General features: G+C 66.9%; 21 protein-coding genes and 1 pseudogene. 15 read left to right on the top strand and 7 right to left on the bottom strand.

Annotation, left to right across the window (positions count from 1 at the left end):
- The first annotated feature begins 219 nt into the window (after nt 1-219).
- From C4B30_RS29620 to C4B30_RS29610, 4 genes and pseudogenes are all read left to right on the top strand, one after another.
- Nucleotides 220-1413 carry a porin gene (locus C4B30_RS29620; protein WP_089500609.1) on the top strand — a complete coding sequence of 398 codons (1194 nt, stop codon included), beginning with the start codon at nt 220-222 and terminating at the stop codon, nt 1411-1413.
- A gap of 131 nt (nt 1414-1544) precedes the next feature.
- A pseudogene (locus C4B30_RS29615) lies at nt 1545-1790 on the top strand (GFA family protein); the annotation flags it as partial.
- A 168-nt stretch (nt 1791-1958) separates the two neighbouring features.
- Nucleotides 1959-2147: a hypothetical protein gene (locus C4B30_RS35730; RefSeq protein ID WP_199779097.1), complete on the top strand. Its 189-nt coding sequence runs from the start codon at nt 1959-1961 to the stop codon at nt 2145-2147.
- Between the two features lie 85 nt (nt 2148-2232).
- Nucleotides 2233-4158: an SMP-30/gluconolaconase/LRE-like region family protein gene (locus C4B30_RS29610; RefSeq protein WP_105133361.1), complete on the top strand. Its 1926-nt coding sequence runs from the start codon at nt 2233-2235 to the stop codon at nt 4156-4158.
- 25 nt (nt 4159-4183) lie between these two features.
- On the opposite strand, the gene C4B30_RS35445 is transcribed toward C4B30_RS29610, so the two are convergent.
- The 3 genes from C4B30_RS35445 to C4B30_RS29600 form a co-directional block, all read right to left on the bottom strand.
- Nucleotides 4184-4336 (bottom strand): hypothetical protein, encoded by a 153-nt coding sequence (locus tag C4B30_RS35445; protein ID WP_158683548.1) that lies wholly within the window; start codon nt 4334-4336, stop codon nt 4184-4186.
- A 17-nt stretch (nt 4337-4353) separates the two neighbouring features.
- On the bottom strand, nt 4354-5631 hold the full coding sequence (locus C4B30_RS29605; RefSeq protein ID WP_105133360.1) for an MFS transporter: 1278 nt from the start codon (nt 5629-5631) through the stop codon (nt 4354-4356).
- Between the two features lie 129 nt (nt 5632-5760).
- Nucleotides 5761-7224, bottom strand: a complete 1464-nt coding sequence (locus C4B30_RS29600; RefSeq protein WP_105133359.1) for a mannitol dehydrogenase family protein — start codon at nt 7222-7224, stop codon at nt 5761-5763.
- 158 nt (nt 7225-7382) lie between these two features.
- Between C4B30_RS29600 and C4B30_RS29595 the strand changes: the two genes are divergently transcribed.
- The 5 genes from C4B30_RS29595 (at nt 7383) to C4B30_RS29575 (ending at nt 12914) form a co-directional block, all read left to right on the top strand.
- On the top strand, nt 7383-8114 hold the full coding sequence (locus tag C4B30_RS29595) for a GntR family transcriptional regulator (protein WP_105133358.1): 732 nt from the start codon (nt 7383-7385) through the stop codon (nt 8112-8114).
- Between the two features lie 21 nt (nt 8115-8135).
- The gene (manD, locus tag C4B30_RS29590) at nt 8136-9344 is read left to right on the top strand and encodes a D-mannonate dehydratase ManD (protein ID WP_105133357.1); all 1209 of its coding nucleotides are present in this window, start codon (nt 8136-8138) and stop codon (nt 9342-9344) included.
- 29 nt (nt 9345-9373) lie between these two features.
- On the top strand, nt 9374-10405 hold the full coding sequence (locus C4B30_RS29585; protein ID WP_105133377.1) for a Zn-dependent oxidoreductase: 1032 nt from the start codon (nt 9374-9376) through the stop codon (nt 10403-10405).
- A gap of 75 nt (nt 10406-10480) precedes the next feature.
- Nucleotides 10481-11515: a 3-dehydro-L-gulonate 2-dehydrogenase gene (yiaK, locus tag C4B30_RS29580; RefSeq protein WP_105133356.1), complete on the top strand. Its 1035-nt coding sequence runs from the start codon at nt 10481-10483 to the stop codon at nt 11513-11515.
- Between the two features lie 109 nt (nt 11516-11624).
- Nucleotides 11625-12914, top strand: a complete 1290-nt coding sequence (locus C4B30_RS29575) for an MFS transporter (protein ID WP_027781442.1) — start codon at nt 11625-11627, stop codon at nt 12912-12914.
- A gap of 36 nt (nt 12915-12950) precedes the next feature.
- Here C4B30_RS29575 and C4B30_RS29570 read toward each other — a convergent pair whose 3' ends face one another.
- Complete coding sequence (locus C4B30_RS29570; RefSeq protein WP_105133355.1) at nt 12951-15119, bottom strand: TonB-dependent siderophore receptor; 2169 nt, start codon at nt 15117-15119, stop codon at nt 12951-12953.
- A 400-nt stretch (nt 15120-15519) separates the two neighbouring features.
- Between C4B30_RS29570 and C4B30_RS29565 the strand changes: the two genes are divergently transcribed.
- Complete coding sequence (locus C4B30_RS29565; protein WP_105133354.1) at nt 15520-15966, top strand: hypothetical protein; 447 nt, start codon at nt 15520-15522, stop codon at nt 15964-15966.
- A gap of 175 nt (nt 15967-16141) precedes the next feature.
- Here C4B30_RS29565 and C4B30_RS29560 read toward each other — a convergent pair whose 3' ends face one another.
- Complete coding sequence (locus C4B30_RS29560; protein WP_105133353.1) at nt 16142-17107, bottom strand: PDR/VanB family oxidoreductase; 966 nt, start codon at nt 17105-17107, stop codon at nt 16142-16144.
- A complete protein-coding gene (locus tag C4B30_RS29555) occupies nt 17104-18183 on the bottom strand; it encodes an aromatic ring-hydroxylating dioxygenase subunit alpha (protein ID WP_105133376.1) in 1080 nt (359 codons plus the stop codon). Before C4B30_RS29555 ends, C4B30_RS29560 begins: the two co-directional genes overlap by 4 nt.
- Nucleotides 18184-18381: 198 nt before the next feature.
- Between C4B30_RS29555 and C4B30_RS29550 the strand changes: the two genes are divergently transcribed.
- Entirely contained in the window at nt 18382-18870 is a 489-nt protein-coding gene (locus C4B30_RS29550) for a MarR family winged helix-turn-helix transcriptional regulator (protein ID WP_027781437.1), read from the top strand.
- Between the two features lie 66 nt (nt 18871-18936).
- Here C4B30_RS29550 and C4B30_RS29545 read toward each other — a convergent pair whose 3' ends face one another.
- Nucleotides 18937-19683, bottom strand: a complete 747-nt coding sequence (locus C4B30_RS29545) for a TetR/AcrR family transcriptional regulator (protein ID WP_105133352.1) — start codon at nt 19681-19683, stop codon at nt 18937-18939.
- A gap of 170 nt (nt 19684-19853) precedes the next feature.
- On the opposite strand from C4B30_RS29545, the gene C4B30_RS29540 reads away from it, so the two are divergent.
- The 4 genes from C4B30_RS29540 to C4B30_RS29525 are packed head-to-tail and all read left to right on the top strand — an operon-like array spanning nt 19854 to nt 25509.
- On the top strand, nt 19854-21035 hold the full coding sequence (locus C4B30_RS29540; protein ID WP_027781435.1) for an isovaleryl-CoA dehydrogenase: 1182 nt from the start codon (nt 19854-19856) through the stop codon (nt 21033-21035).
- A 30-nt stretch (nt 21036-21065) separates the two neighbouring features.
- Nucleotides 21066-22673, top strand: a complete 1608-nt coding sequence (locus C4B30_RS29535) for a carboxyl transferase domain-containing protein (protein WP_089500597.1) — start codon at nt 21066-21068, stop codon at nt 22671-22673.
- Nucleotides 22674-22692: 19 nt separating this feature from the next.
- On the top strand, nt 22693-23478 hold the full coding sequence (locus tag C4B30_RS29530; protein ID WP_105133351.1) for an enoyl-CoA hydratase/isomerase family protein: 786 nt from the start codon (nt 22693-22695) through the stop codon (nt 23476-23478).
- Nucleotides 23479-23514: 36 nt separating this feature from the next.
- Entirely contained in the window at nt 23515-25509 is a 1995-nt protein-coding gene (locus C4B30_RS29525; RefSeq protein WP_105133350.1) for an acetyl/propionyl/methylcrotonyl-CoA carboxylase subunit alpha, read from the top strand.
- Nucleotides 25510-25528 lie beyond the last annotated feature (19 nt).

Genomic DNA, 25528 nt, shown 5'->3' with positions numbered 1-25528 from the left:
CGGTCGCATATCCGACTATCTCAATTTCAACAAAAAACTGTTGTCATTATTCCGCTTTGGAACGGAACCGGTTCCAACTACCATACCGGCCGCAGCGGGCATGCCCGCCGCATCGTCGCGCGCGAACGTCGCCGGCCTCGCACCGCCGGCGGATGTCGGCGCCCGCGCGTTACTCGCAACAGCCAGAACAACGGGTTCACCGCCCGGAGACATGAAACCATGAACAAGCAACTGATCGCAGCCCCGCTGCTGCTCTCGCTCGCGGGTATCGCCGCCGCGCAAAGCTCCGTCACGCTGTACGGCATCGTCGATGCGGGCGTGACCTATCGCAGCAACGAACGCGTCGGCGCCGCGGGCGCGTACACCGGGCATTCGAGCGTCGGGCTCACGACCGGCAACCTGTCCGGCAGCCGGTGGGGCATCAAGGGTTCCGAGGATCTCGGCGGCGGGATGCGCGCGCTGTTCGTCCTCGAGAACGGCTTCGACATCACCAACGGCACGTCGGGTCAGGGCGGCCGCCAGTTCGGCCGGCAGGCGTTCGTCGGCGTCGGCAGCGACCGCTACGGCACGATCACGCTCGGCCGTCAGTACACGTCGCTCGACGATTTCGTGAGCCCGGTCGGCCCGTCGTCGTTCATCGGCGGCTTCGGCGCGCACCCGGGCGACATCGACGATCTCGACCAGACCGCGCGCGTCGACAGCTCGATCAAGTACACGAGCGCGAACTACGCGGGCTTCACGTTCGGCGCGCTGTACGGCTTCGGCGGCCAGCCGGGCAGCATGAAGCAGCGCAACACGTGGAGCGTCGGCGCCGCGTACGCGGCCGGCCCGCTGCGCGTCGGCGTCGGCTACGAGCGCTCGGACAACAGCAAGACGGGCGCGACCGATCCGACGGCGGGCAAGTGGCAAGGCACCGACGACGGCCTGTTCAATTCGTCGATCAACGAAGGCTATGCGAGCGCGCAGTCGCAGCAGGTGATCGCGACCGGTGCGACGTACGACTTCGGCCCGGCCGTCGTTGGCGTGAACTACAGCAACGTGCAGTACCGCAGCGGCGCGCAGTCGCTGTTCAGCGGCCACGCGACGTTCAACGTCGCCGGCGTGTTCACGCGCTGGAACGTGCAGCCGCAGACGCAGCTGTTCGCCGGCTACAGCTACACGCGCGGCAGCGACGTCGACGGCATCGACAACCGTGCGCAGTATCACAACGTCACGCTCGGCGCCGTCTACGACCTGTCGAAGCGCACCAGCGTGTACCTGCTCGGCGCATACCAGCGTGCGTCCGGCACGACGCTCGACGCGCTCGGCCGGCCGGTGGCCGCGACCGCGTCGGTGTCGGACAAGGCGAACGGCCATTCGTCCGATTCGCGCTCGCAGGCGATCGTGAGCCTCGGGCTGCGCCAGAAGTTCTGACGCAGCGGTCGTTGCGCGTGCAACGGGGCTCGCGGCCGCCGCGGGCCTCGTTGTCTGCATGCTCCTTTACTGTCGCCTCCATTTTCGACGAGACGACATGACCCGCTCGACGGCGGCCGCGGGAGGTTCCGCATCCGTCGAAGTCTATGTCGCGGGCGTGGTGCGCGTCGTGCGGCGAAATCGTGTTCGGAACGAACCGGCTCGGCATGCGCGTCGTGCCGAACAGCCTGACTGCGCGTGCGCATGGCGGCCAATTGCCCGCCGACCTGCAGCCGACGATGGATCTGTTCTACCGGCAACGCATGATCGACATCGTCGATGCGCGGCCGAAGTACGTCGACGGCTGGGACGGCCCCACATTCGACGCGGCGAGCTGAACGATCGCCACCACGTGCCGGTACGGCCGGCGCGCGGTTTCCGCCTCATTCTCCTTTTCCCCGCTTTCCCAGCCGTGCGCGAAATCGCAAAAAGCCGATCGCGCCGGATAATATTTTTTCTCTTTCATTTAAATTTCGATTTGTAATAATTGGAACGATTTCCGGCGAATGAAAAGGCAATGCGGTCATATCAGAAAAAATGACGCATTTGCATTCGATGACCCGGAAGAAAATGCCGGGAAACGCGCCGAGGCGGCACGGCTGGCAGGCCGTCGTGGCGAGGGGTTCGCGGATTTTTCGATCGTTGACGAAAAAGCGCCGGACGGCAAAAGGCGCGGAGTGAATAATTCGGGGTAACGGCGAACGCGCATTGCCGGAATCACCAATATTTCATGCGCCGCGATTTACAGTGTCGACCATTGTTCGTCTGGGAGCATTATTCATGTCAATGAAACAAATCCGCGCGGCGTTGCTGGGAATGTGCATGGCGCTGCTGGCGCCGGCCAGCCATGCGCAGGCGCAATACTCGACCGACTGGCTCGCCAACACGTACGGCACGCTGGCCTCGCACGTCGGCAACGGCGCGCGCTCGATGTGGGTCGCGCCCGAAGGCGTGATCTACACGGCGTCGCGCTGGGACGAGAACGCGGGCGGCGTCGCGATCTACCAGAACGGCCAGCCGCTCGGCACGATCGGCATCCACGACGAATTCCAGGGCGGCGCGATCACCGGCAATTCGACGTCGCTGTTCGTCGCGCTCGGCTACAACCGCACGTTCGGCAGCGGCTCGGTGGGCCGCTACAACCGAAGCACGAACCAGCGCGACCTGCGCATTCCGGTCAGCACGTGGACGGGCATCCAGTATGCGGACGTGATCACGGGCCTCGCGACGGGCGGCAATCTGCTGTACGTGAGCGACTTCTACGGCAACCGCGTGCGCGTCTATACGACCGACGGCGTGTGGCAGCGTGACATCGGCGTCACGGGCCCCGGCGCGCTGGCGCTCGACGCGGCCGGCAACCTGTGGGTGGCGCGCAAGAGCGCGGGCGTCGTCGCGCAATTCAGCGCGACCGGCGCGGCGATGAACACGCTGCAGATGGCGGCCGGCGCGCGGCCGGCGTCGCTGTACTTCGATGCGTCGATGGGCCAGTTGATGGTGGGTGACGAAGGGCCCGACATGAACATCAAGGTGTACGGCGGGCTGCCTGGGCTACCGGTGCAGATCGGCACGTTCGGCGTGCAGGGCGGCTATCTCGACACGACGACGGGCATCAAGGGGCAGGTCGGCGACAAGCGCTTCACGCGCGTCGCGGCGCTCGGCAAGGATGCCGCCGGCAACCTGTACGTACTGAACAACGCATGGGGCGGTGGCTGGGATCTCGGCCGCAACGGCAGCACCGATCTGCATTCGTACAGCCCGATCGGCACGCTGCAATGGAAGCTGCAGGCGCTGAACTTCGAGGGAATCGCCGCGCCCGACCCCGCGACCGACGGCACGTTGTTCTTCAGCGGCAACAACGTCTATACGGGCACCGCGGGCGGCACGTTCGTCGCGAACACGGTCGACCCGTTCACGTATCCGAAGGACCCGCGCCTCGACATGAACGACTATCAGCGCGGCCAGCACTTCGGCCAGCTCGTGACGGTCGGCGGCAACCGGATCCTGGTCGCGTCGGGCCAGAATCCGGGCAACTTCAATTTCTATTACTTCAACACGGCGAGCGGCTATATCGCGATTCCGGCCGGCTCGCTGCCCGGCAAGCCGTTCAACACGACGCTGCAGGTGACGGCCGGTTTCGACATCGACGGCAACGGCGACGTGTGGGCCGGACTGAACGGCTCCAACGTGATCACGCGCTACCCGATGACGGGCTTCGACGCGACCGGCAAGCCGTCGTGGGGCAAGCCGGTGACGACGGCCGTGCCGAGCAGCGTGGCGCCCGTGACGCGCATCATCTACCAGGCCGACAGCGACACGATGATCCTCGCGCAGGGCCTCGCGGGCAACTGGGACTGGACCGCGATGAACGGGCACATCGAGGTCTATCGGGGTTGGAAGAACGGCAACACGAGCACGCCGAACCCGGTGATCAACCTGACGAGCGCGAACCCGAAATCGATCGCGGCGGCCGGCCACTACCTGTTCGTCGGCTACGTGCACACGGTGCCGAACATCGACATATTCGATCTGAACACCGGCGCGCTCGTCACCACGCTGACGAACTCGAACACGGCGGCGATGGACGTCGGCAACGACGTCGACTCGATGTACGGCGTCCGTGCGTACCTGCGCTCGACCGGCGAATACGTGATCACGAAGGACAACTACAACGGGTCGAGCATCGTCGTGTATCGCTGGCGCCCGTGAGGGCGCCGGCCGCACCGGCCGCGCGTCATGGCGCGCCGCGCACGCGGCCGTTCACGCTGCGCCCGTACATCGAGTCGGGCAGGAACCCGTGGCCCGACAGCTTCGTGCCGACCGGCGCGCCCTTTGCAAGCCAGTACGCATACGTTTCGAGCGTGGCGAGGGCGGCGTCGCGCGGCAAGCCGCCGCCCGGCGGCGTCAGTGCGCGGTGTGTTCGCGCAGGACTTCCGACGGCCGCGCATTGCGCACGAACACGCCGGCCAGCCCCGCGCCCGTGAGTGCGATCACACCGGCCAGCACGAACGCGGACGCGAACGAGCCGCTGCGTTCGACGATGAGGCCGGTGACGGCCGGGCCGATCACGCCCGACAGGCTGCCCATGCAATGCAGGAAGCCGCTGACGCCGCCGACGCGGGCCGGATGCACGACGTCCTGCACGATCGCCCAGTAGATCGCGCCCGTCACGTACAGGAAGAACAGCGACACGGACATCAGCGCGACCGCGCCTTGCGTCGACTGCACGGCGCCGGCCACCGCCACGCACGCGCCGGCGCCGAGCAGGCAGGTCACGAGCACGATCCGGCGCGACAGCAGCAGGTTGCCGGTGAGCCGGTAGAGCGCATCCGAGATCGCGCCGCCGCACGCGAGGCCGACCGTGCCGACGAGCCAGGGCACGACGGTGGCGACGCTCATTTCCTTGATGTTCAGATGGTGCGCGCGCACGAGGTAGCTCGGGAACCAGCTGAGGAAGAAGAACAGCACGTAGTTGTAGCTGAAGAACGCGGCGGCGGTCGCGAGGATGCGCGGCTGGCGCACGTAGTGCGACAGCGTATGCGCGGGCGTCGTCGTGCCGGCGGGCGCGGCTGCGTGGATCGGCGCGCCCGCGCCCGCTGCATCGTTGATCGGCGTCGCCGGACGGTCGGACGTCGACATCATCCAGACGACGACCCACGCGAGCCCGATCGCGCAGACGATCCAGAATGCCGGCCGCCAGCCGAACTGCGCGGCCAGCAGGCCGACGATCGGCCCGGCGATCGCGCCGCCGAGCGGCGAGCCCGCACTGAGCAGCCCCATCGCGGTCGCGGCGCCGTCGCGCGGCAGCCAGTTGTTGACCATCTTGTTCGCGGCCGAGCACAGCGGCCCTTCGGCCATGCCGAACAGCAGCCGCACGATCAGCAGGCTCACGAAGCCGACGGTGAGCGCGGTCATCCCGCAGAACACCGACCACAGCCCGACCGACAGCACGTACACGAGCTTCGGCCCGAGCCGGTCGGATGCGAGCCCGCCGATGAAATTGAACAGCGCGTAGCCGATGAAGAACGTGCTGAACACGAGGCCCATCTGCGCGGCGTCGATGCCGAGATCGGTCTGCACGATCGGGGCGACGATCGACAGCGCGACGCGGTCGAGGTAGTTGATGCCATACACCAGGAACAGCAGGAACACCGTGAACCACGCCTGCGACTTCTGCTTCATGTCCGTCTCCTTCGTGCCGGTGGGCCGGCCGTCATGTCTTGTCGATCGATCGCCGCGTCGGCACGGACCTCGGCGAGCAGGGGTATTGCGCGGTTCGCGCGGGTTGCGGCGAACCGGGTGGGCGGTCGTTCAGCGCGCGTGCAACGGCGCGAGCAAAGCGTCGGTGCCGTGCGCGCGCAGCGTCGCCAGATGCGTGCCGACGCGCGCGATCAACGCGTCCGGCCATGCCGCCGAACCGGCGAGCACGGCGCTGCCGAGTGCGGCCCGAACCGCGCCGGTTGCATCGCCGGCCGCCGACAGCGTCGCGCCGAGCGCGGCCGCGCCCGGATCGCTGATCGTCAGCGGCCGGCCCGCTTCGTCGTGCGCGGTGGCGAGGTAATGCAGCCAGAGCGCCAGCGCGCGCTCCAGATACGGACGTTCGATGCCGGCCGCCGCGCTTTCGCCGAGCGCCGGCAGCCAGCGCAGCGGCACCTTTTGCGTGCCGTCCATCGCGATCTGTTCGGTGCGATGCGCGAGCGTCGGATTCCGGAAGCGCTGCACGAGCGTCGCGCAATAGCCGTGCGCGTCGTAACCGGACGGCACGTCGACGGTCGCGAGCAGATCGCACATCATCACGCCGTCGACGAGCGCCGCGATCGCCGGATCGGCCATCGCATCGGACACGGTCGCGCGCCCGCGCAGTTGCCCCGCATACGCAATGGCCGAATGCGAGCCGTTCAGCAACCGCAGCTTCATCGTTTCATACGGCCGCACGTCGGCGACGACGTGCGCGCCGGCGTCTTCCCAGCGCGGGCGCGGACCGGCGAAACGATCCTCGATCACCCATTGCGAAAACGGCTCGCAGACGATCGCGGCCGCGTCGCGCGCGCCGAGATGCGCATGCGCCCAGTCGAGCGATTCGGGCGTCGCAGCCGGCACGATCCGGTCGACCATGCTGTTCGGGAACGCGACGTCGTCTCGGATGCGTCGCGCGAGCGCGCCGTCGATGCGTTCCGCGTAGTCGATCAGCAGCGCGCGCAGCGTGTCGCCGTTCGACGTCATGTTGTCGCAGCAGACGACGGTGAGCGGCGCCTTCGCCGGTCGCAAGCGCAGGCCGGCCGCAATCACGCCGAGCGCGGTGCGCGGCGCGTCGGGCGTCGCGAGATCCTGCCGGAGGGCGGGATCGTCGGCGTCGAGCCCGCCGCCGGGGCGTCGGCAATAGCCTTTCTCGGTCACGGTCAGGCTGACGATCGACACGGCCGGATCGGCGATCAGCGCCAGCAGCGCGGGCAGCGATTCGGGCGCGAACAGCGCGCCGTGCACGGCGCCGACGATGCGCGTGCGCGCACTGCCCCCGTCGCGCTCGGTCACCGTGTACAGGTGATCCTGCGCGGCGAGCAGGTCGACGGTATGGCGCCGCCGCAGTTCGACGCCCACGATGCCCCAGCGGAGATCGCCCTGTTCGAGCACCGTTTCCGTATGGAGCGCCTGATGCGCGCGATGGAACGCGCCGAGGCCGAGATGGACGATCCCCGTGCGAACCGCCTGCCGGTCATAACCGGGGCGGCGCGTGCCGGGCGGCGCGGTGCGCAGGAAGTCGGGAGCAGGTGGCATGGCGATCGGCGACGGTTTGTACCATGGTAGATGATGAGATGCGTGCAGGTTATTTCGACTTTTACGCGGAAGTTATCGGTGTAAACGCTAGATCGCCTGGATATCACGCCTTCTGTACCATGGTAGATATCGATATTAAGTCGGATCAATCGGCAACCATGAGCGAAACGGCAGCACTGGAAGAAGAGGACGTCGTCGTCACGGCGTTGCAAGGGTTCTCGCTGGACGAGAGCCGGTCGTATACGGAGCAGGTGCACGCGCTGCTGCGCCACGCGATCGTGCGCGGCGCGCTGCCGCCGCGTACCGCGCTGTCGGAGGCCGTGATCTCCACGACGATCAAGGTCAGCCGCACGCCGGTGCGCGAAGCGTTCGCGCAGCTTGCCGACGAGCGGCTCGTGCAGATCTACCGGAAGGTCGGCACGCTGGTCGCGCCGATTCCGGTGTCGATCCTCGAGGAAGGGCGGTTCGCGCGCAGCACGCTCGAATGCGCGAACCACGTCGAACTCGCGCAGAAGATCACGCCGGCGCAGCTCGCGGAGCTGTCGCGGATCATCGACGCGCAGCGCGCGGCCGTGGCCGCGCGCGATGTCGAAGCGTTCTTCGATCTCGACGAGGCGATGCACGGCCGGATGTTCGCGTTCGCGGGCCGGCCGCACGTGTGGGAAATGCTGCAGCCGATGAAGCGCCAGTTCGACCGCGTGCGCTGGCTGCTGCTCGATCGCGTCGAGGATCACGCGCGCCGCGCGCTGCAGGAGCACGAACAGATCCTCGCGCACATCGCGTCGCGCAACATGGCGCTCCTCGGCGCGGCGGTCGCGACGCACGTCGACCGGATCGGCTCGCATCTGCCGGAAGTGCGCAGCCGCGCGCCCCATTACTTTGTCGACTGAACCGCCCGCTGGAGGAGCGCAGTGAAAATCGAACGCTTGCAGACCATCGTCACGTGTCCGGGCCGGAACTTCGTGACGGTGAAGATCGTGACCGACGAAGGCGTCTACGGCCTCGGCGACGCGACGCTCAACGGGCGCGAACTCGCGGTGCGCGCGTATCTGGAAGACCACGTGTTCCCGTGCCTCGTCGGCCGCGACCCGCGCAACATCGAGGACATCTGGCAATACCTGTATCGCGGCGCGTACTGGCGGCGCGGGCCCGTGACGATGACGGCGATCGCCGCGATCGACATGGCGCTGTGGGACATCAAGGGCAAGCTCGCCGGCATGCCCGTCTACCAGTTGCTCGGCGGCAAGAGCCGCGACGGGCTGATGGTGTACGGCCACGCGAACGGGCGCGATCACGAGGAAGCGGTCGACGCGGTGCGCGCGCATATCGAGGAAGGTTTTCGCGCGATTCGCGTGCAGTCGGGCGTGCCGGGGCTCGACAAGGTGTACGGCGTCGGCAAGACGGCCGGCGCGTACGAGCCGGCCGAGAAGGGGCTGCCGCCCGAGGAGCCGTGGGACACCGCGCTCTATCTGCGCCACACGCCGGAACTGTTCCGCAAGGTGCGCGACGCGGTCGGCGACGCGCCGCACCTGCTGCACGACGCGCATCATCGGCTGACGCCGATCGAGGCCGCGCGGCTCGGCCGCGATCTCGAACCGCATCGGCTGTTCTGGCTCGAGGACGCGACGCCCGCGGAGAACCAGGACGCGTTCCGCCTGATTCGCCAGCACACGACGACGCCGCTCGCGGTCGGCGAGGTATTCAACTCGATCTGGGATTGCAAGGATTTGATCCGCGACCAGTTGATCGACTACATCCGCGCGACGATCGTGCATGCGGGCGGGATCACGCACGTGCGGCGCATTGCCGACTACGCGGCGATGTACCAGGTGCGCACGGGCTTTCACGGCGCGACCGACCTGTCGCCCGTCTGCATGGCGGCGGCGGTGAACTTCGGGCTGTGGGCGCCGAACTTCGGCATCCAGGAACTGATGCCGCACAGCCCGCTGACCGACGAAGTGTTTCCGCACAGCTACCGCTTCGAGGACGGCTATCTCGTGATGGACGACGTGCCGGGGCTCGGCGTCGACATCGACGAGGCGCTGGCCGCGAAATATCCGTACGAGCGCGCGTACCTGCCGGTCGCCCGGCTGCGCGACGGTTCGATGTGGAGCTGGTGAGCGACGAAGATCCGAAGGAGAGAACCGAAATGTTGAGCGTCGTTGTCGATCGTCCGAACAGCATGAGCGTGCGCGAGGTGCCGCTGCCCGCGCCCGCCGCCTGCGAAGTGCGCGTGAAGGTCCGCTATGCGGGCATCTGCGGGTCGGACCTGCATATCTTTCACGGCAAGAACCCGTTCGTGTCGTACCCGCGCATCATCGGCCACGAATTCGTCGGGACGATCGAGTCGGTGGGCGCGGGCGTCGACGCCGCGCGGCTCGGCGAGATCGTCGCGGTCGATCCGGTGATCAGCTGCGGGCATTGCCACGCATGCACCATCGGCCGCCGCAACGTATGCCGGCACCTGACCGTGCTTGGCGTGCATCGCGACGGCGGCTTCAGCGAGTACACGTGCGTGCCGGCCGGCAACGCGTACCGGATTCCGGACGAGATTGCCGATACGTGTGCGGCGATCGTCGAGCCGTTCGCGGTGGCCGCGAACGCGACGTCGCGCACCGGCGTGCTGCCGGGCGATGTCGCGTTGATCTACGGCGCCGGCACCGTCGGCCTGACGATCCTGCAGGTGCTCAAGCGCGTGTACGGCATTCGCGCGTTCATCACCGACCGGCTCGACGCGCGGCTGCAGCTCGCGCGCAAGTGCGGCGCGGCGGAGGACGAGATCATCAACACGAGCGTCGAGTCGCTGCCCGATGCACTGGAGAAGCGCGGCGTCGACGGCGGCCCGACGCTGATCTTCGATGCGGTCTGCCATCCGTCGATTCTCGAGGAGGCCGTGAAGATCGCCGCGCCGGCCGGCCGGATCGGCGTGCTCGGCTTCTCGTCGGAGCCGTCCGCGATCGTGCAGGCCGAGCTGACGAAGAAGGAGCTGACGCTCGCGGCGTCGCGGCTCAACTGCGCGATGTTCCCGCAGGTGATCGACTGGATCGGTCGCGGCCTGATCCAGCCCGAGCACATCGTCACGCACAAGGTGAGTTTTCGCGACGTCGCGCAGGCGTTCGAGATGGCCGAGCGCAATCCCGCGGAAAGCTGCAAGATCCTGCTCGACTTCGCGGGCGGTTGATGCCGGCTGCCGGTTACCGGTTACCGGCCAGCCCGTCGGTAGACGGAATCAATAAAACATCAGGAGACAGACATCGTGGCCCGAGTTTCGTTTGATGAAATGCAGGGTGCCATTCAGTTGGCACTCTTGAATGCCGGCATGAACGAACGCGATGCCGGAATCTGCGCGCGGGTCCACGCCGAATCGACTTGCGACGGCGTCAATTCCCACGGCATCAATCGTGTCGCGCGCTTCGTCGACTACGTCAGGAAGGGCTGGGTGAACCTGGCGGGCGCACCGGCGCCGGTCAAGCAGTTCGGCGCCATCGAGATTCTCGACGGTAATCGCGGCCCGGGCATTCTCAATGCGCTGTCCGCGACGGAGCGGGCGATGGAGATCGCCGACGCGCAAGGCGTCGGCATCGTCGCGCTGCGCAATACGACCCACTGGATGCGCGGCGGCACCTATGGCTGGCATGCGGCGGATCGCGGCTACATCGCGATCTGCTGGACGAACACCGAATCGTGCATGCCGGGCTGGGGCGGCAGGAATCCGCGCGTCGGCAACAACCCGTTCGTGATGGCCGTGCCGCGCGAGAAAGGCCATATCGTGCTGGACATGGCGATGTCGCAGTATTCGTACGGAAAACTGCAAGCGACCCGGCTCAAGGGAAACAACATGCCGTTCCCCGCCGGCTTCGACAGCGAGGGGAAGCTGACCGTCGAGCCCGGTCCGATCGAAGCGTCGATGCGGATTCTGCCGATGGGCTATTGGAAGGGATCGGGATTCGCGATCTTGCTCGACGTGCTGGCGGCCGTGTTGTCGGAAGGGATCGCCACGAACGGAATCGACGCCGTGCAACAGGGAAGCTGTACGGGCTGCTCGCAGATCTTCATCCTGATCGACCCGCGCAAGCTCGGCGGCGAAGCGTTCACGAACACGGTGGCCGATAGCGTGGCCGACTACGTGAATGGGTCGGAGCACGCGGAAGACAGCGGCGAGGTGCTCTACCCCGGGCAGAGCGCGCTCCGGACCCGCATCGAACAGAAGCAGCACGGCATTGCCGTCGATGACGGCATCTGGGCCGAGGTGTGCTCGCTCGCACAGGCAGGCGCGCTGTCCGCTTCCTGACGCGGCGCCGGCAGGCGCCCCTGGCCGGCGCGCGCAACATGCGGAAGGCATGGGCGCAAAGATCGGTCCGATCGCGGGATAGATCGTGTTTTCATCTGGAGAACTGATCATGAAGGCGGATGTCGCGCTTGCGCTGGACGCAGGCATCGAGATGGAGCAGGAAGACGCGTTGTACCGGAAGGTGATACACAGGATCGTCCCGCTGTTCTTCATCGGGTTCATCATGTCCTATCTCGACCGGGTCAACATCGGTTTCGCGAAATTGCAGATGACGGCCGATTTCGGCCTGACGAACACGTCGTTCGCGCTCGGCGCCAGCGTGTTCTTCTGGGGCTACATGCTGTTCGAGATTCCGAGCAACCTGGTCCTCCGGCGGGTCGGCGCACGGGCGTGGATCGCCCGGATCATGATCACGTGGGGGATCGTGTCGATCCTGATGGTGTTCTCGAAGAACCCGACCGCGTTCTATTCGCTGCGCTTCCTGCTGGGTGTCTGCGAGGCCGGCTTCGTGCCGGGCGTGATGTACTACACCAATACGTGGCTGCCGGCGCGGCGCCAGAGCGGAATGTATTCGTTGTTCCTGATGGCACTGCCGATCGCGGTGATGTTCGGTGCGCCGCTGTCGGGCGCGATCATGGACACGCTGGGCGGCGTGGCGGGCATCAAGGGATGGCAGTGGCTGTTCCTGATCGAAGGCCTGCCGTCCGTGGTGCTGGGCATCGTCATCCTGATGTTGCTGCGGAACAAGCCGGCCGACGTCGACTGGTTGACGCCGAGCGAAAAGCGGATCATCGAGTCGAATGTCGCGAAGGAGGCCGCGCTCAAGTCGCATCGCGTGGCCGACGCGTTCCGATCCCCGAAAATCTATGCGCTGATCGTGGTGATGATCCTGTTCAACACGGGATTCTATGGGCTGACGTTCTGGATGCCGACGCTCTTTCACGATGCCGGGATCGCGAACAGCTTCGGTGTCGGATTGTTGACGGCGATTCCGTTTGGCGTCGCGGCGATCTGCATGTACGTGAACGCCAGGCGCGCGGAGAAATCCGGCCGCTTGCGCCGGCATGGCGTGGTGCCCGTTCTGCTGGCCGCTATCGGCCTGTTTCTCGCGACCTATGCGCATGACAGCTTCTGGTTTTCATTGGTCATGCTGACGGTCGCGACCTCGGGCATCCTGTCGCTGATGCCGATCTACTGGACGCTGCCGGGGCGCGTGCTGTCGGGCGCGGCAGCGGCCGCCGGCCTGGCGCTGATCAATTCGTGCGGGAGCCTGTCGGGCGTACTCGGCTCGCTGATCATCGGCTATGCGGGTATCCGGACCGGCATGTACATCCTCGCCGGCTTCCTGTTGCTGTGCGCCGTCGTGTTCTATCGGGTCTGTCCGTCCCGGGTGGAGTGACGGGGCGGCAGGGCGCGCACGCCGGCCGCCACCGGCTCAGAACGAAACAGTCGTCGTCAGCGTGACGAGCCGCGGCTCGCCGACCGCGACGATCAGGTTGTTGTTGCTCGACGGATAGTAGGTCTTGTCGAGCAGGTTCTTCACGTTGAGCTGGAAGCGGGTCGGAAACTTGCCGATCGTCGTTTCGTACGCCGCGAACGCGTCGACGGTCACGTAGCCGGGCAGCGTGAAGCTGTTCGCCGTGTCGCCGGAGCGGGCGCCGACGAGCCGCGCGCCGCCGCCGAAGCGCCAGCGCCCGGGCAGGTTCGCGATGGCCGTGTCGTATACCGCGAACAGGCTGCCCGTGTGGCGCGCGACGTTGACGAGCGGCGTGTTGCTGTCGCGATCGTTCGCGTTCGTATACGCGTAGCTGCCGATCACGCTCAGGTGGCGCGTGATTTGCCCGGCGACGTCCAGTTCGATCCCACGCGAGCGCGCGGTGCCGATCGTCGACGTGATCTCGCCGACCGTGACCGCGACGTTGCGCTTGTCGATCTGGTACACGGCCAGCGTGCCCGTGATCGCGGGTTTCAGGCTGAACTTGAACCCGGCCTCGAGCACGCGGCCGTATTCCGGCGCGAGCGGCGCCGCGACGTTCGACGCGACGTTCGGCTTGAACGAGCGGCTCACGTTCGCGTACGCGGTCAGCGCCGGCGTGAGCGCATACGCGAGCCCGAACTGCGGCAGCCAGACGCTGCCGCGCGAGCGGTCGGCGAACACGAACGGCCGGCCCATCCCCGATTCCTGTTGCCAGTTTTCCCAGCGCAGCCCGCCTACCGCGGTGAGGCGCTCGGTGATCTTCACCGAGTCCTGCACGATCGTCGAATACGCATGCACGACCGAGCGCGAATCGCTCTGCTTCGTATTGGGTATGCCGCCGGGCGCGAGCAGGCCGTACACGGGATCGTAGAGATTGAAGCCCGTCGTCGCCTTGCCGCGGATCGTGTCGCCGCGGAAGCTGCGCTGCCGCTCGTATTCGCCGCCGACGTAGATCGCGTGGTGCATCCCCGCGAGCGTCACGTTGCCGAGCAGGCCGAGCGTCGCGATCTGATCGGAATCGTTGCGTCCGAGGTTCGCATCGGACGAGCGCGTCAGTGCGCCGGTCCTGCTGTTGAACGCGGTGGCGCGCGTGATGAACTGATCGTAACGGTCGCGGCCCCAGCCGTAGGTCGCGCGCACGCGCCATGCATCGGAGAAGCGGTGCTCGATGCGCGTACGCAGCGTTTCCTGGATGCCGGTGCTTTGCGACCACGCTTCCTCGTAGCGGCGATAGCGCAGCGCATCGTCGGGGCGACCGTTCACGAGCACGGTGCCGCGGTCGAACGGCGTCGTGTAGTCGACGTACTGATAGCTGACGTCGATCGACGTGTTCGCGTCGTGCCACGACAGCGCGGGCGCGATCAGCGCATTGCGTTCGCGGCCGAAGCCGCGCCAGTAGCGGCTCGTGTCGTATTCGCCGGTCAGCCGGAATGCGAGCGTGCCGCCCGCGACTTGCCCGGGCTTGCCGAGCGGCCCCGTGAGATCGAACTGCGCGTTGCCGCCGCCGTGGTTCGTGCGCGACGCGGAGATCGAGCCGCCGAACGTGTCTTCCGGTTTGCGCGTGACGAGGTTGATCACGCCGCCCGGGTCCTGCATCCCGTACAGCAGCGAAGCGGGGCCCTTCAGCACTTCGACGCGATCGATCGTCGCGAGATAGCTGTGCAGCACCGGCGTACGCACGCCGTCGACCAGCACCGAGCCGTCGTTGTTCGATCCGAAGCCGCGCTTGATGAACGCGTCGCGCGTGCCGCCGAGCGTGTTGGTTTGCGTGACGCCGCTGATGTTGCCGAGCACGTCGTCGAGCGAGCGCGCCTGCTGGTCCTGCATCACGCTGCTGCTGACCACCGCGACCGATTGCGGGATCTCCTTCAGCGCTCGCTCGTCGCCGCCCGCGATGCTCGTCGTGCGCGGCTGATAGCCGATCGTCGGATCGATGGCAGCCGACGCGTTGACGCTGATCGCCGGGAGTTCGTGTTCGGCGGCCGCAGCAGCGGCGGTTGCAGGCGCAACGGGTTCAGCGCCGGCCCCCTGTGCGCCGCTCGCGGCGCACAGGGTGAGCAGGACCGGCAGGCGTGTACGCCACGGACGCAAGGTCCGGGCACGGCGGGGCGTTCGACGGAATGGCATGAATCGATGCAGGAAGAGGAATGCTGAGGATCATGTTGCGGGCCGCGGCGTTGCGTTGGACCAGGACGCGCATGATATCTGTAATGAGAATCGTTTGCAATTGTAATGAGGCGGCCGAGCAGCGCTCGCCGCTCGATTGCCGGGCCATCGGCAGTCTGCTACCGTAGCGGCCAAAATCAGACGCAGTGAAATTCAACGAGAGAGCCGGGGGCCGCACCATGCCATCTTCCTGTCACGTCGCGTTCAGCGCGACGCCACGCATCGCGCACGACCACGCGGGCGATGAAGTGATCGCAGCCGTGTACCGCCATTCGAACGATTGAAGCGACGCAAGCGCATTCACCCGGCATCACGCCGGGCTTCGATGACTTCAACCACCACGCTGGACGGGAGACCACCCTTGAAGAAGATTTCCGCGCCGTTCATGACGGCCGCGCTTGCGGCCTGCGCGCTGCTGTCGGGCGTTCACGAGGCCGCCTGTGCGGCTTCGAACGCCGAACCCGCGATCGACGTGCACTACGGCGCCGTGATCGAGGCCTATACGCAGGACATGGCCGCCGCGAAGACGAAGTACGACGGCAAGCGCCTCACGTTCGTCGGTGCCGTGATCCGGATGGGCGGCGACCCGGGCGGCACGTATTTCGGTGCGCTGACGGCCGACGGCGAGCAGTTCGACACGCATTTCGACGTGGCGGATCAAGGCGCGCTGAAGCCGAAATTTCCCGGCGGCGAGATCAAGCCGTTCGTCACGTCCGCGGCGTTCCGGTTCAGCTGTGTGAACGAAGGCTATATCGACGCGCCGGTGCTGCCGGGGTTGAAACTGTCGCATTGCCGGCTCGCCGATTGAGCCGAGCGATGGGCGCGCACCGAGCGCGATGGTCGAGCGGGTCCGGGTTGCAGTGCCATTGATCGGTCGGGAATTCAGGTGTCTTGATCGATGGCGGGCCAGGATGCGCCGTTGATCGTTCCAGTATTGCGATTGGCCGCCGCGTGTCGGGCGGTCCATCTACCGATCTACAGGTCTACAGATCGAGTACCAGCAGCTCGGTTCGCGACCGCGAGCAGCACGGCATGAACTGGTCGCCGGCGGCCTTTTCGTCGTCGGTCAGATATGCATCGCGATGATCGGGCTCGCCTTCGAGCACGCGGGTCACGCAGGTGCCGCACACGCCTTGCTCGCACGACGTCAGCACGTCGACGCCATTCGCCGCCAGCGCCGCGATGACCGTGCAGTCGGCCGGCACGTCGATCACCTTGCCGCTGCTCGCGATCCGCACCTGGAATGCGCGATCGGCGCCGGACGACACGACCGCGCCGCCGAAGAACTCGTAATGCAGTCGCGCTTCACTCCAGCCGCGCTCGCGTGCCGCGTTCAGCACTGCATCCATGAAGCCGCGCGGGCCGCACACGTACAGGTGCGTGCCGTCGGGCGCGCCGGCGAGCACGGAAGCCAGGTCGAAACGTTGCGCGGGGTCGCCGTCGTCGACGTGGAAGCGGGCGCGATCGCGAAACCCGGCCCCATTGATCCGCTCGGCGAAGGCCATGCGATCGGCCGAGCGCGCGCAGTAGTGCATGTCGAACGGCGTGCCGGACGAGAACAGCCGTTCCGCCATGCTGAGAATCGGCGTGACACCGATTCCGCCGGCGAGCAACAGATGGTGCGTCGCGTCGGATGCGAGCGGGAATTGATTGCGCGGCATGCCGATCCGCACGGTGTCGCCTTGCCGGACTTCGTCGTGAATCGCGCGCGATCCGCCGCGACCTTCGGCATCGCGCAGCACCGCGATCTGATAGCGATCGCGTTGCTCCGGGTGATTGCACAGCGAATACTGGCGCACGAGCCCGCCCGGCAGATGCACGTCGATATGGGCGCCGGCGTCGAAGCGCGGCAATGGCGAGCCGTCGTCGCTGACCAGTTCGAAGCCGCAGATGTCGCGCGCTTCCTGCCATTTGCGGGCCACCCGGACCGTCAATGTCGCGTCGTTCATGACGCCTCCTTGACGGGCGCGACCGGAATCACGGGCCGTTGCGGGCTCGCCGCGTTTTCGGCGGCGAGCAGCCGGTCGATCACCTTGCGCGACAGCACGCCGCCGGCGTCGATGTTGAGCTTGAGGAGCTTGCGCTCGGGCCACTGTTCGAGATTGCGCTGCTGTCGCTCGAGCATCTCGAGATCTTCCGCGAAGATCTTGCCCTGGCCTTCGCGGATCTCGGCGGTCAGCGCGCGATCGTCGGGCCGGAAGTTGCGCGCCATCCCCCAGAAGTACCAGATCGACGTGTCCGTCTCGGGCGTGATGAAATCGACCACGATCGACGACGCCTTCTTGTCCGCAGGCGCGTCGTAGCCGCCGTGGCCCGCATGCGCGACGCCCACTTCGATCATCACGTGGCTCGGCGGCGTGAAGCGGCAGATCTGCCAGCGGTCGACCGGCACGTCGTCGGCGAGCCCGTTGCCGCGCAGCGCCATCCGCCAGAACGACGGCGGCATCACGTTCTCCATGAAGCGGCTCGTGACGACTTCGTCGCCGTGGCTGGTCGTCTTCGGCGCCGCTTCGTCGATTTCCTTCTGGCCGATGCTCGTCGCATGCACGTAGGTCTCGTGCGTGAGGTCCATCAGGTTGTCGATCATCAGCCGGTAGTCGCAGCGAATGTGATACAGGCCGCCGCCGTGCGCCCAGGCGGGATCTTCGGCCCATGCCAGCGCGGGCAGTTTGGCGGGATCGGCTTCGGACGCGTCCCCTGGCCAGACCCACACGAAGCCGTACCGCTCGACCGCCGGGAAGCTGCGAATCGGCGGGAAACCGCCGACGCGCTGGCCCGGCATGCCGGTCGCCTTGCCGTTGCAACCCATTTCCAGCCCGTGATAGCCGCACACGAGCACGCCGTCGCGCACGAATCCCAGCGACAGCGGCGCGCCGCGGTGCGGGCAGAAATCCTCGAGCGCGGCCACCTGGCCGTCCGTCGCGCGGTAAAACACCATCGCCTCGTTGCAGATCTTGCGGCCCAGCGGCTTGCCGTCGATTTCATCGGGCGTGCAGGCCACATACCAAGCGTTCTTGAGAAACACGTTCGTCGTCTCCTTCAGGGCGGTGCCGCCGTTACGCGACAATTCGTCATTCCGTGTACTGAATGAGATTCAGTGTACTCATCGAGATTGGCGGGAGCAAGGCGAGCGGTATACTGGTTTTCCCGGGAACTGGCGCGAGACGGCGCCATGCCGTCGGTGTGCGCAACGGCGCGCGCCGCCTATGTCATCGACTCATTCATGGAAAAAACGAATCCCGCCGGCCTGCCGGCTTTCCCGCTCGATCTGTACGACGAACCCGGGCACCTGATCCGGCGCGCACACCAGATCGCGGTTGCGATGTTCTACGAGAAGCTGGGCCGGGACGTGACGCCCGTGCAGTACGCGGTGCTGCGGATGCTGTACGAGTGTCCGGGGCTCGATCAGGTGACGCTCGCGCAGCGGGTGGCGCTCGACACGTCGACCACTGCCGATCTCGCGGTCCGGCTCGAAGCGAAGGGATTGATCGTCCGCGAAGTGCTGCCGCGGCGTCAGCGGCGCCTGCTGTTGACGCCGGCGGGCGCCGAACTGCTCACGCATCTGATTCCGTCGGTGCAGGAACTGCGCGCCGGCCTCTTCGACGGGATGGGCGACGACGATTCGCAGGAACTGATGCGCCTGTTGCGCAAGTTCGTCCATTTGAACAACGAGCAGAGCCGCGCGCCGCTTCGCGTCAGCGAGGATTCATAGCAGCGCCCACCTCTGAGCGACGGTGCGGAAGCGGCGGTGGGGCGGCCGCCGCGCTGCCCGGCGGCGTCACGCGCGTGACGCTTCGCCTTCCAGCCGCCGCACGGCTTCGGCCACTTCGTTCCTGAAGCGCACGAGCGCCGCCTGTTCCGGCGCCGGCGGCTGCACGGCGGCCCACAGCATGTCGATCAACTGCGTGGCCGTCGTTTCCGTATCGAGCTTGCGGTGCCCGAGGATCGCGTCCCACAGCACGTGCTCGATCGGCCCGAACACCATCGAGCGCAGCAGGCTCAGCGGCAGATCCGCGCGAACCTGCCCGGCCGCCTGGCCGCGCGCGAGCACGTCCATCAGCGGCGCCGTGTAGCGGCGCTGCAGCGCGGTGAGCTCGTCGCTCAGCGCATGCTGCTTCGCGCGGCCTTCCGACAGCACCAGCGCGCACAATCCCGTACCGTTCACGAGCATCAGCCGCAGGTGCGTGCGAACGATGAACGCGAACTGCTGCTGCACCGACGCGTCCCGCGGCATTCCGTGTTCGAACGCGGCGATGATTTCGTCGTACCAGTCGGCGATCACGCGCGCACACAGCTCGCGCTTGCCGCGGAAATAGCTGAACACCGTCGCCTCCGACACGCCCACGCGCTGCGCGATCTCGGCGGCCGTCGCATGCTCGTAACCTTTTTCGGCGAACACTTCACGGCCGGCGCGCAGAATGTCCTGCACGCGCTGCTGGGATTTGCGCCCGGCGGGGGCGCGCGGCGTGTCGGCGCGGTCGGCTTTGGCGATGGCGGTCATGGTGTCGGCGGAAGCGGCTGTCATGGTCGCATCATATCTGAGTATCACTCAGAAAACTATTGACGCCGAACCGGTGGAGACGCGAAACTGTGCAAAATTTCCGCTTTATGGGTCAATGAATGGACGTAGTCATTCGATTTGAGTAAAGCTCAGAAATCGGTGAGTGCGACACACTTTCTGGAGACGGAGGAGACATGATCAACCTGCCCGGCGTGCAATTCATGCTCGGTGAAGACATCGAGATGCTGCGCGACGCCGTCGCGACGTTTGCGGCGAAGGAAATCACGCCGCGCGCGGCGGAGGTCGACCGCACCGACCAGTTCCCGATGGATCTGTGGAAAAAGTTCGGCGATCTCGGCGTGCTCGGCATGACGGTGGCCGAGGAATACGGCGGCGCGAACATGGGCTATACCGCGCACATGGTCGCGATGGAAGAGATCTCGCGCGCGTCGGCGTCGATCGGCCTGTCGTACGGCGCGCACTCGAACCTGTGCGTGAACCAGATCCACCGCAACGGCACCGATGCGCAAAAGCAGAAGTACCTGCCGAAGCTCGTGTCGGGCGAACACATCGGCGCGCTCGCGATGAGCGAGCCGAACGCCGGGTCCGACGTCGTCAGCATGAAGCTGCGCGCGGACAAGCGCGGCGATCGCTACGTGCTCAACGGCACGAAGATGTGGATCACCAACGGCCCCGATTGCGACACGCTCGTCGTCTACGCGAAGACGGACGTCGAAGCGAATGCGCGCGGCATCACCGCCTTCATCGTCGAGAAGGGGATGAAGGGCTTCTCGGTCGCGCAGAAGCTCGACAAGCTCGGCATGCGCGGGTCGCACACGGGCGAGCTGGTGTTCCAGGACGTCGAAGTGCCGGAAGAGAACATCCTCGGCCAACTGAACGGCGGCGTGAAGGTACTGATGAGCGGCCTCGACTACGAGCGCGCGGTGTTATCGGGCGGCCCGACGGGCATCATGGCCGCGTGTCTCGACGCGGTGGTGCCGTATATCCACGACCGCAAGCAGTTCGGCCAGTCGATCGGCGAATTCCAGCTGATCCAGGGCAAGGTCGCCGACATGTACACCACGTTCCAGGCGTGCCGCGCGTACCTGTACGCAGTGGGCCGCCATCTCGACTCGGCGGGCAGCGACCATATCCGCCAGGTGCGCAAGGACTGCGCGGGCGTGATTCTCTACACGGCCGAGAAGGCGACGTGGATGGCCGGCGAGGCGATCCAGATCCTCGGCGGCAACGGCTACATCAACGAATACCCGGTCGGCCGCCTGTGGCGCGATGCGAAGCTGTACGAGATCGGCGCCGGCACGAGCGAGATCCGCCGGATGCTGATCGGCCGCGAGCTGTTCGCGGAAACGATGTAACGCCCACGTCACGCGAACGGAGCCTTGTCGATGCCGATCATCGAATCGAAACTGAACCCGCGTTCGGAAGACTTCCGCGCGAATGCCGCGGCGCTCGAGGCGGTCGTCGCCGACCTGCGCGCGAAGATCGAACAGCTCGCGCAGGGCGGCGGCCAGGCCGCGCGCGACAAGCACCTGTCGCGCGGCAAGCTGCTGCCGCGCGATCGCATCGCGCAACTGCTCGATCCGGGCGCGCCGTTCCTCGAGTTCTCGCAGCTCGCGGCGAACGGCATGTACAACGACGACGCGCCGGGCGCGGGCGTCATCACCGGGATCGGCCGTATCGCCGGTCGCGAATGCGTGATCGTGTGCAACGACGCGACGGTCAAGGGCGGCACCTACTATCCGATCACCGTGAAGAAGCACGTGCGCGCGCAGGAAATCGCCGCGGAAAACCGGCTGCCGTGCGTGTACCTCGTCGATTCGGGCGGCGCGAACCTGCCGAACCAGGACGACGTGTTTCCCGATCGCGATCACTTCGGCCGCATCTTCTTCAACCAGGCGACGATGTCGGCGGCGGGGATCGCGCAGATCGCGGTCGTGATGGGCTCGTGCACGGCCGGCGGCGCGTACGTGCCGGCGATGAGCGACGAGTCGATCATCGTGAAGGACCAGGGCACGATTTTCCTCGGCGGGCCGCCGCTCGTGAAGGCCGCGACCGGCGAGGAAGTGAGCGCGGAGGATCTTGGCGGCGGCGACGTGCACACGCGCCTGTCGGGCGTGGCCGACCATCTCGCGCAGAACGATGCGCATGCGCTGTCGATCGCGCGCAACATCGTCGGCCATCTCGCGCCGAAGATCGCGCCGCCGGTCGCGCTGCGCGAGCCGAAGCCGCCGCGCTACGACGCGAAGAGCCTGTACGGCGTGATTCCGGTCGATACGCGCAAGCCGTTCGACGTGCGCGAAGTGATCGCGCGCATCGTCGACGATTCGGCGTTCGACGAATTCAAGGCGCGCTTTGGCACGACGCTCGTCACCGGGTTCGCGCACATCTGGGGCCATCCGGTCGGGATCGTCGCGAACAACGGCATCCTGTTCTCCGAATCGGCCGTGAAGGGCGCGCACTTCATCGAGTTGTGCTGCCAGCGCAAGATTCCGCTCGTGTTCCTGCAGAACATCACCGGCTTCATGGTCGGGCGCAAGTACGAGAACGAAGGCATCGCGCGGCATGGCGCGAAGATGGTGACGGCCGTGTCGAATGCGAAGGTGCCGAAATTCACGGTGATCATCGGCGGCTCGTTCGGCGCGGGCAACTACGGGATGTGCGGCCGCGCGTTCGGCCCGCGCTTCCTGTGGATGTGGCCGAACGCCCGCATCTCGGTGATGGGCGGCGAGCAGGCCGCGTCGGTGCTCGCGACCGTGCGTCGCGACGGCATCGAGGCGAAGGGCGGTTCGTGGTCGGCCGAGGAGGAGGACGCGTTCAAGCAGCCGATCCGCGACCAGTACGAGCGCCAGGGCCATCCATATTACGCGAGCGCGCGACTGTGGGACGACGGCGTGATCGATCCCGCGCAGACGCGCGACGTGCTCGGGCTCGGTCTTGCCGCGTCGATGAACGCGCCGATCGACGACACGCGCTTCGGCGTGTTCCGCATGTAACGCCCGGGAGGACAGACCGATGCGATACGAAACGATCAAGGTAAGCGAAGCCGGCCGCGTGGCGACCGTCACGCTCGCGCGTCCCGACGTGCGCAATGCGTTCAACGAGACGGCGATCGCCGAGCTGACCACCGCGTTCGAATGGCTCGACGCGCACCGGGACGTGCGCGCGATCGTGCTCGCCGCGGAAGGCGCGGCATTCTGCGCGGGCGCGGACCTGAACTGGATGAAGAAGATGGCCGGTTACTCGGCCGACGAGAACCGCGCCGATGCGCGCAAGCTCGCGCGGATGCTCGAAGCGATTCATCGCTGCGGCAAGCCGGTGATCGCGCGCGTGCATGGCGACGCGTATGCGGGCGGCGTGGGCCTCGTCGCTGCGGCCGACATTGCGATCGCCGCCGACGGCGTGAAGTTCTGCCTGTCGGAAGCGCGGCTCGGGCTGATTCCCGCGACGATCGCACCGTACGTCATCCGTGCGATGGGCGAGCGCGCGGCGCGCCGCTACTTCACGACGGCCGAGGTGTTCGACAGCACGCGTGCCGCGTCGCTCGGCTTCATTCACGATGCGGTGCCGGCCGACGCGCTCGACGAAACGGTCGCGAAGCTGGCCGCGACGCTCGTCGCGAACGGCCCCGACGCGGTGCGTGCATGCAAGCAGCTGGTTGCCGACGTGGCCGGCCGCGCGCTCGACGCGACGCTGATCGAGCAGACCGCCGACTGGATCGCGAAGACCCGTGCCGGCGCGGAAGCGCGGGAAGGGATCGCGTCCTTCCTCGACAAGCGCACGCCGTCGTGGCGTGAATGATCGCGTGACCTCAACCCACCGGACGACATCGAAGCCATGTTCGACAAGATTCTGATCGCCAACCGCGGCGAAATCGCCTGCCGCGTCGCCGCGACGTGCAAACGCCTCGGGATCGCGAGCGTCGCCGTCTATTCCGACGCGGATGCGAACGCGAAACACGTGGCCGCATGCGACGAGGCCGTGCACATCGGCGGCTCGGCCGCGGCAGACAGTTACCTGCGCATCGAGCGCATCATCGAAGCCGCGCGCGCCACCGGCGCGCAGGCGATTCACCCCGGCTACGGATTTCTGTCGGAGAACGAAGATTTCGCGCATGCATGCGAAGCGGCCGGCATCGTGTTCATCGGGCCGCCGGTCGACGCCATCGCGGCGATGGGGTCGAAGGCGGCCGCGAAGGCGCTGATGCACGCGGCGGCCGTGCCGCTCGTGCCCGGCTATCACGGCGACGATCAGGATGCGGCCAACCTGCATCGCGAAGCCGACGCGATCGGCTATCCGGTGCTGCTGAAGGCGAGCGCGGGCGGTGGCGGCAAGGGGATGCGCGTGGTCGAGCGCTCCGACGATTTCCGGGCGGCGCTCGCGTCGTGCCAGCGCGAAGCCGCGAGCAGCTTCGGCAACGATCGCGTGCTGATCGAGAAATATCTGACGCGTCCGCGCCACGTCGAGGTGCAGGTGTTCGGCGACACGCACGGCAATACCGTGTACCTGTTCGACCGCGACTGCTCGGTGCAGCGCCGTCACCAGAAGGTGCTCGAGGAAGCGCCGGCGCCGGGGCTGCACGACGACGTGCGCCAGGCGATGGGCGAAGCGGCCGTCGCGGCCGCGCGCGCGGTCGGCTATGTCGGCGCGGGCACCGTCGAATTCATCATGACGGGCGAAGCGTTCTACTTCATGGAGATGAACACGCGCCTGCAGGTCGAGCATCCGGTCACCGAGATGATCACGGGGCTCGATCTCGTCGAATGGCAACTGCGCGTCGCGGCGGGCGAGCCGCTGCCGCTGAAGCAGGAGGCGTTGCGGGTACAGGGTCATGCGCTCGAGGCACGCCTTTATGCGGAGAATCCCGCGCGCGGCTTCCTGCCGTCGACGGGCACGCTGAAGCACCTGCGGCTGCCTGCCGGCGTCGAGTTCGACATCGGTGCTTCGGTGCGCATCGACAGCGGCGTGCGCGAAGGCGATGCGATCACGCCGTTCTACGATCCGATGATCGCGAAGCTGATCGTCCACGGCACGGATCGCGCGGAAGCGCTGGGCCTGATGCTGCGTGCGCTGCGCGCGTGCGAAGTGGTCGGCCTGCATACGAACGCCGCGTTCCTGCAGCGGATCGTCGCGTGCGAGCCGTTCGCGACGGCCGATCTCGACACGGGCCTGATCGAGCGCAATCACGATGCGCTGTTCGCGCCGCAACAGCCGCCGCGCGCCACGCTCGCGCTTGCATGCGCGGCGCTGCTTGCGCGCGAACGCGGTGCGGCGCGGCACGCATCGCCATGGGAGGCGCTGCCGGACTGGCGGCTGAACGGCGGCTATCGCCGCACGCTCGAATGGCACGCGGCCGATCGCGAAGCGGACGTGACGGTCGCATACGAGGACGACGGCGCCGGCACGCGTATCGCAATCGGCGATGCGGCCGCGCAACCGTTCGCCTGGACGCGCGGCGCCACGCCGCTCGATTTCGACGTGACGCTCGGCGGCGTGCGCGGCAGCGGCCGCGTATATGCGGACGGCGACACGTTCCATGTGTTCACGCAGGGTGCGGCCGAGACGTTCGAATGGCGCAACGTGCTCGCGCATGCGGGCGACGCGGAGCAGGGCGGCGGCCGCTTGACCGCGCCGATGCCCGGCAAGGTGATCGCGGTGCTGGTCGAGCCGGGCCAGAAGGTCGAAGCCGGCACGCCGCTGATCGTGATGGAAGCGATGAAGATGGAACACACGATCGGCGCGCCGCGCGCGGGCATCGTCGCGGAAGTGCTGTACGGCGTCGGCGATCAGGTCGTGGACGGCGCGCAGTTGCTGACGATGGCGGAAGGCTGAGCGGCCCAGCTACTGTACG

The organism is Burkholderia sp. BE12 (genome assembly GCF_002959955.1).
Taxonomy (GTDB): domain Bacteria; phylum Pseudomonadota; class Gammaproteobacteria; order Burkholderiales; family Burkholderiaceae; genus Burkholderia.
The sequence above is the reverse complement of the archived record's forward strand: the minus strand, read 5'-3'. Positions and strand labels throughout refer to the sequence as shown.

What these genes read in the sequence shown, in the direction of transcription:
- C4B30_RS29620 (WP_089500609.1), top strand. Translation starts at nt 220, where the DNA reads ATGAACAAGCAACTGATCGCAGCCCCGCTGCTGCTCTCGCTCGCGGGT.
- C4B30_RS35730 (WP_199779097.1), top strand. Translation starts at nt 1,959, where the DNA reads ATGAAAAGGCAATGCGGTCATATCAGAAAAAATGACGCATTTGCATTC.
- C4B30_RS29610 (WP_105133361.1), top strand. Translation starts at nt 2,233, where the DNA reads ATGTCAATGAAACAAATCCGCGCGGCGTTGCTGGGAATGTGCATGGCG.
- C4B30_RS29605 (WP_105133360.1), bottom strand. Translation starts at nt 5,631, where the DNA reads ATGAAGCAGAAGTCGCAGGCGTGGTTCACGGTGTTCCTGCTGTTCCTG.
- C4B30_RS29600 (WP_105133359.1), bottom strand. Translation starts at nt 7,224, where the DNA reads ATGCCACCTGCTCCCGACTTCCTGCGCACCGCGCCGCCCGGCACGCGC.
- C4B30_RS29595 (WP_105133358.1), top strand. Translation starts at nt 7,383, where the DNA reads ATGAGCGAAACGGCAGCACTGGAAGAAGAGGACGTCGTCGTCACGGCG.
- C4B30_RS29585 (WP_105133377.1), top strand. Translation starts at nt 9,374, where the DNA reads ATGTTGAGCGTCGTTGTCGATCGTCCGAACAGCATGAGCGTGCGCGAG.
- C4B30_RS29575 (WP_027781442.1), top strand. Translation starts at nt 11,625, where the DNA reads ATGAAGGCGGATGTCGCGCTTGCGCTGGACGCAGGCATCGAGATGGAG.
- C4B30_RS29570 (WP_105133355.1), bottom strand. Translation starts at nt 15,119, where the DNA reads ATGCCATTCCGTCGAACGCCCCGCCGTGCCCGGACCTTGCGTCCGTGG.
- C4B30_RS29560 (WP_105133353.1), bottom strand. Translation starts at nt 17,107, where the DNA reads ATGAACGACGCGACATTGACGGTCCGGGTGGCCCGCAAATGGCAGGAA.
- C4B30_RS29550 (WP_027781437.1), top strand. Translation starts at nt 18,382, where the DNA reads ATGGAAAAAACGAATCCCGCCGGCCTGCCGGCTTTCCCGCTCGATCTG.
- C4B30_RS29545 (WP_105133352.1), bottom strand. Translation starts at nt 19,683, where the DNA reads ATGACAGCCGCTTCCGCCGACACCATGACCGCCATCGCCAAAGCCGAC.
- C4B30_RS29540 (WP_027781435.1), top strand. Translation starts at nt 19,854, where the DNA reads ATGATCAACCTGCCCGGCGTGCAATTCATGCTCGGTGAAGACATCGAG.
- C4B30_RS29535 (WP_089500597.1), top strand. Translation starts at nt 21,066, where the DNA reads ATGCCGATCATCGAATCGAAACTGAACCCGCGTTCGGAAGACTTCCGC.
- C4B30_RS29530 (WP_105133351.1), top strand. Translation starts at nt 22,693, where the DNA reads ATGCGATACGAAACGATCAAGGTAAGCGAAGCCGGCCGCGTGGCGACC.
- C4B30_RS29525 (WP_105133350.1), top strand. Translation starts at nt 23,515, where the DNA reads ATGTTCGACAAGATTCTGATCGCCAACCGCGGCGAAATCGCCTGCCGC.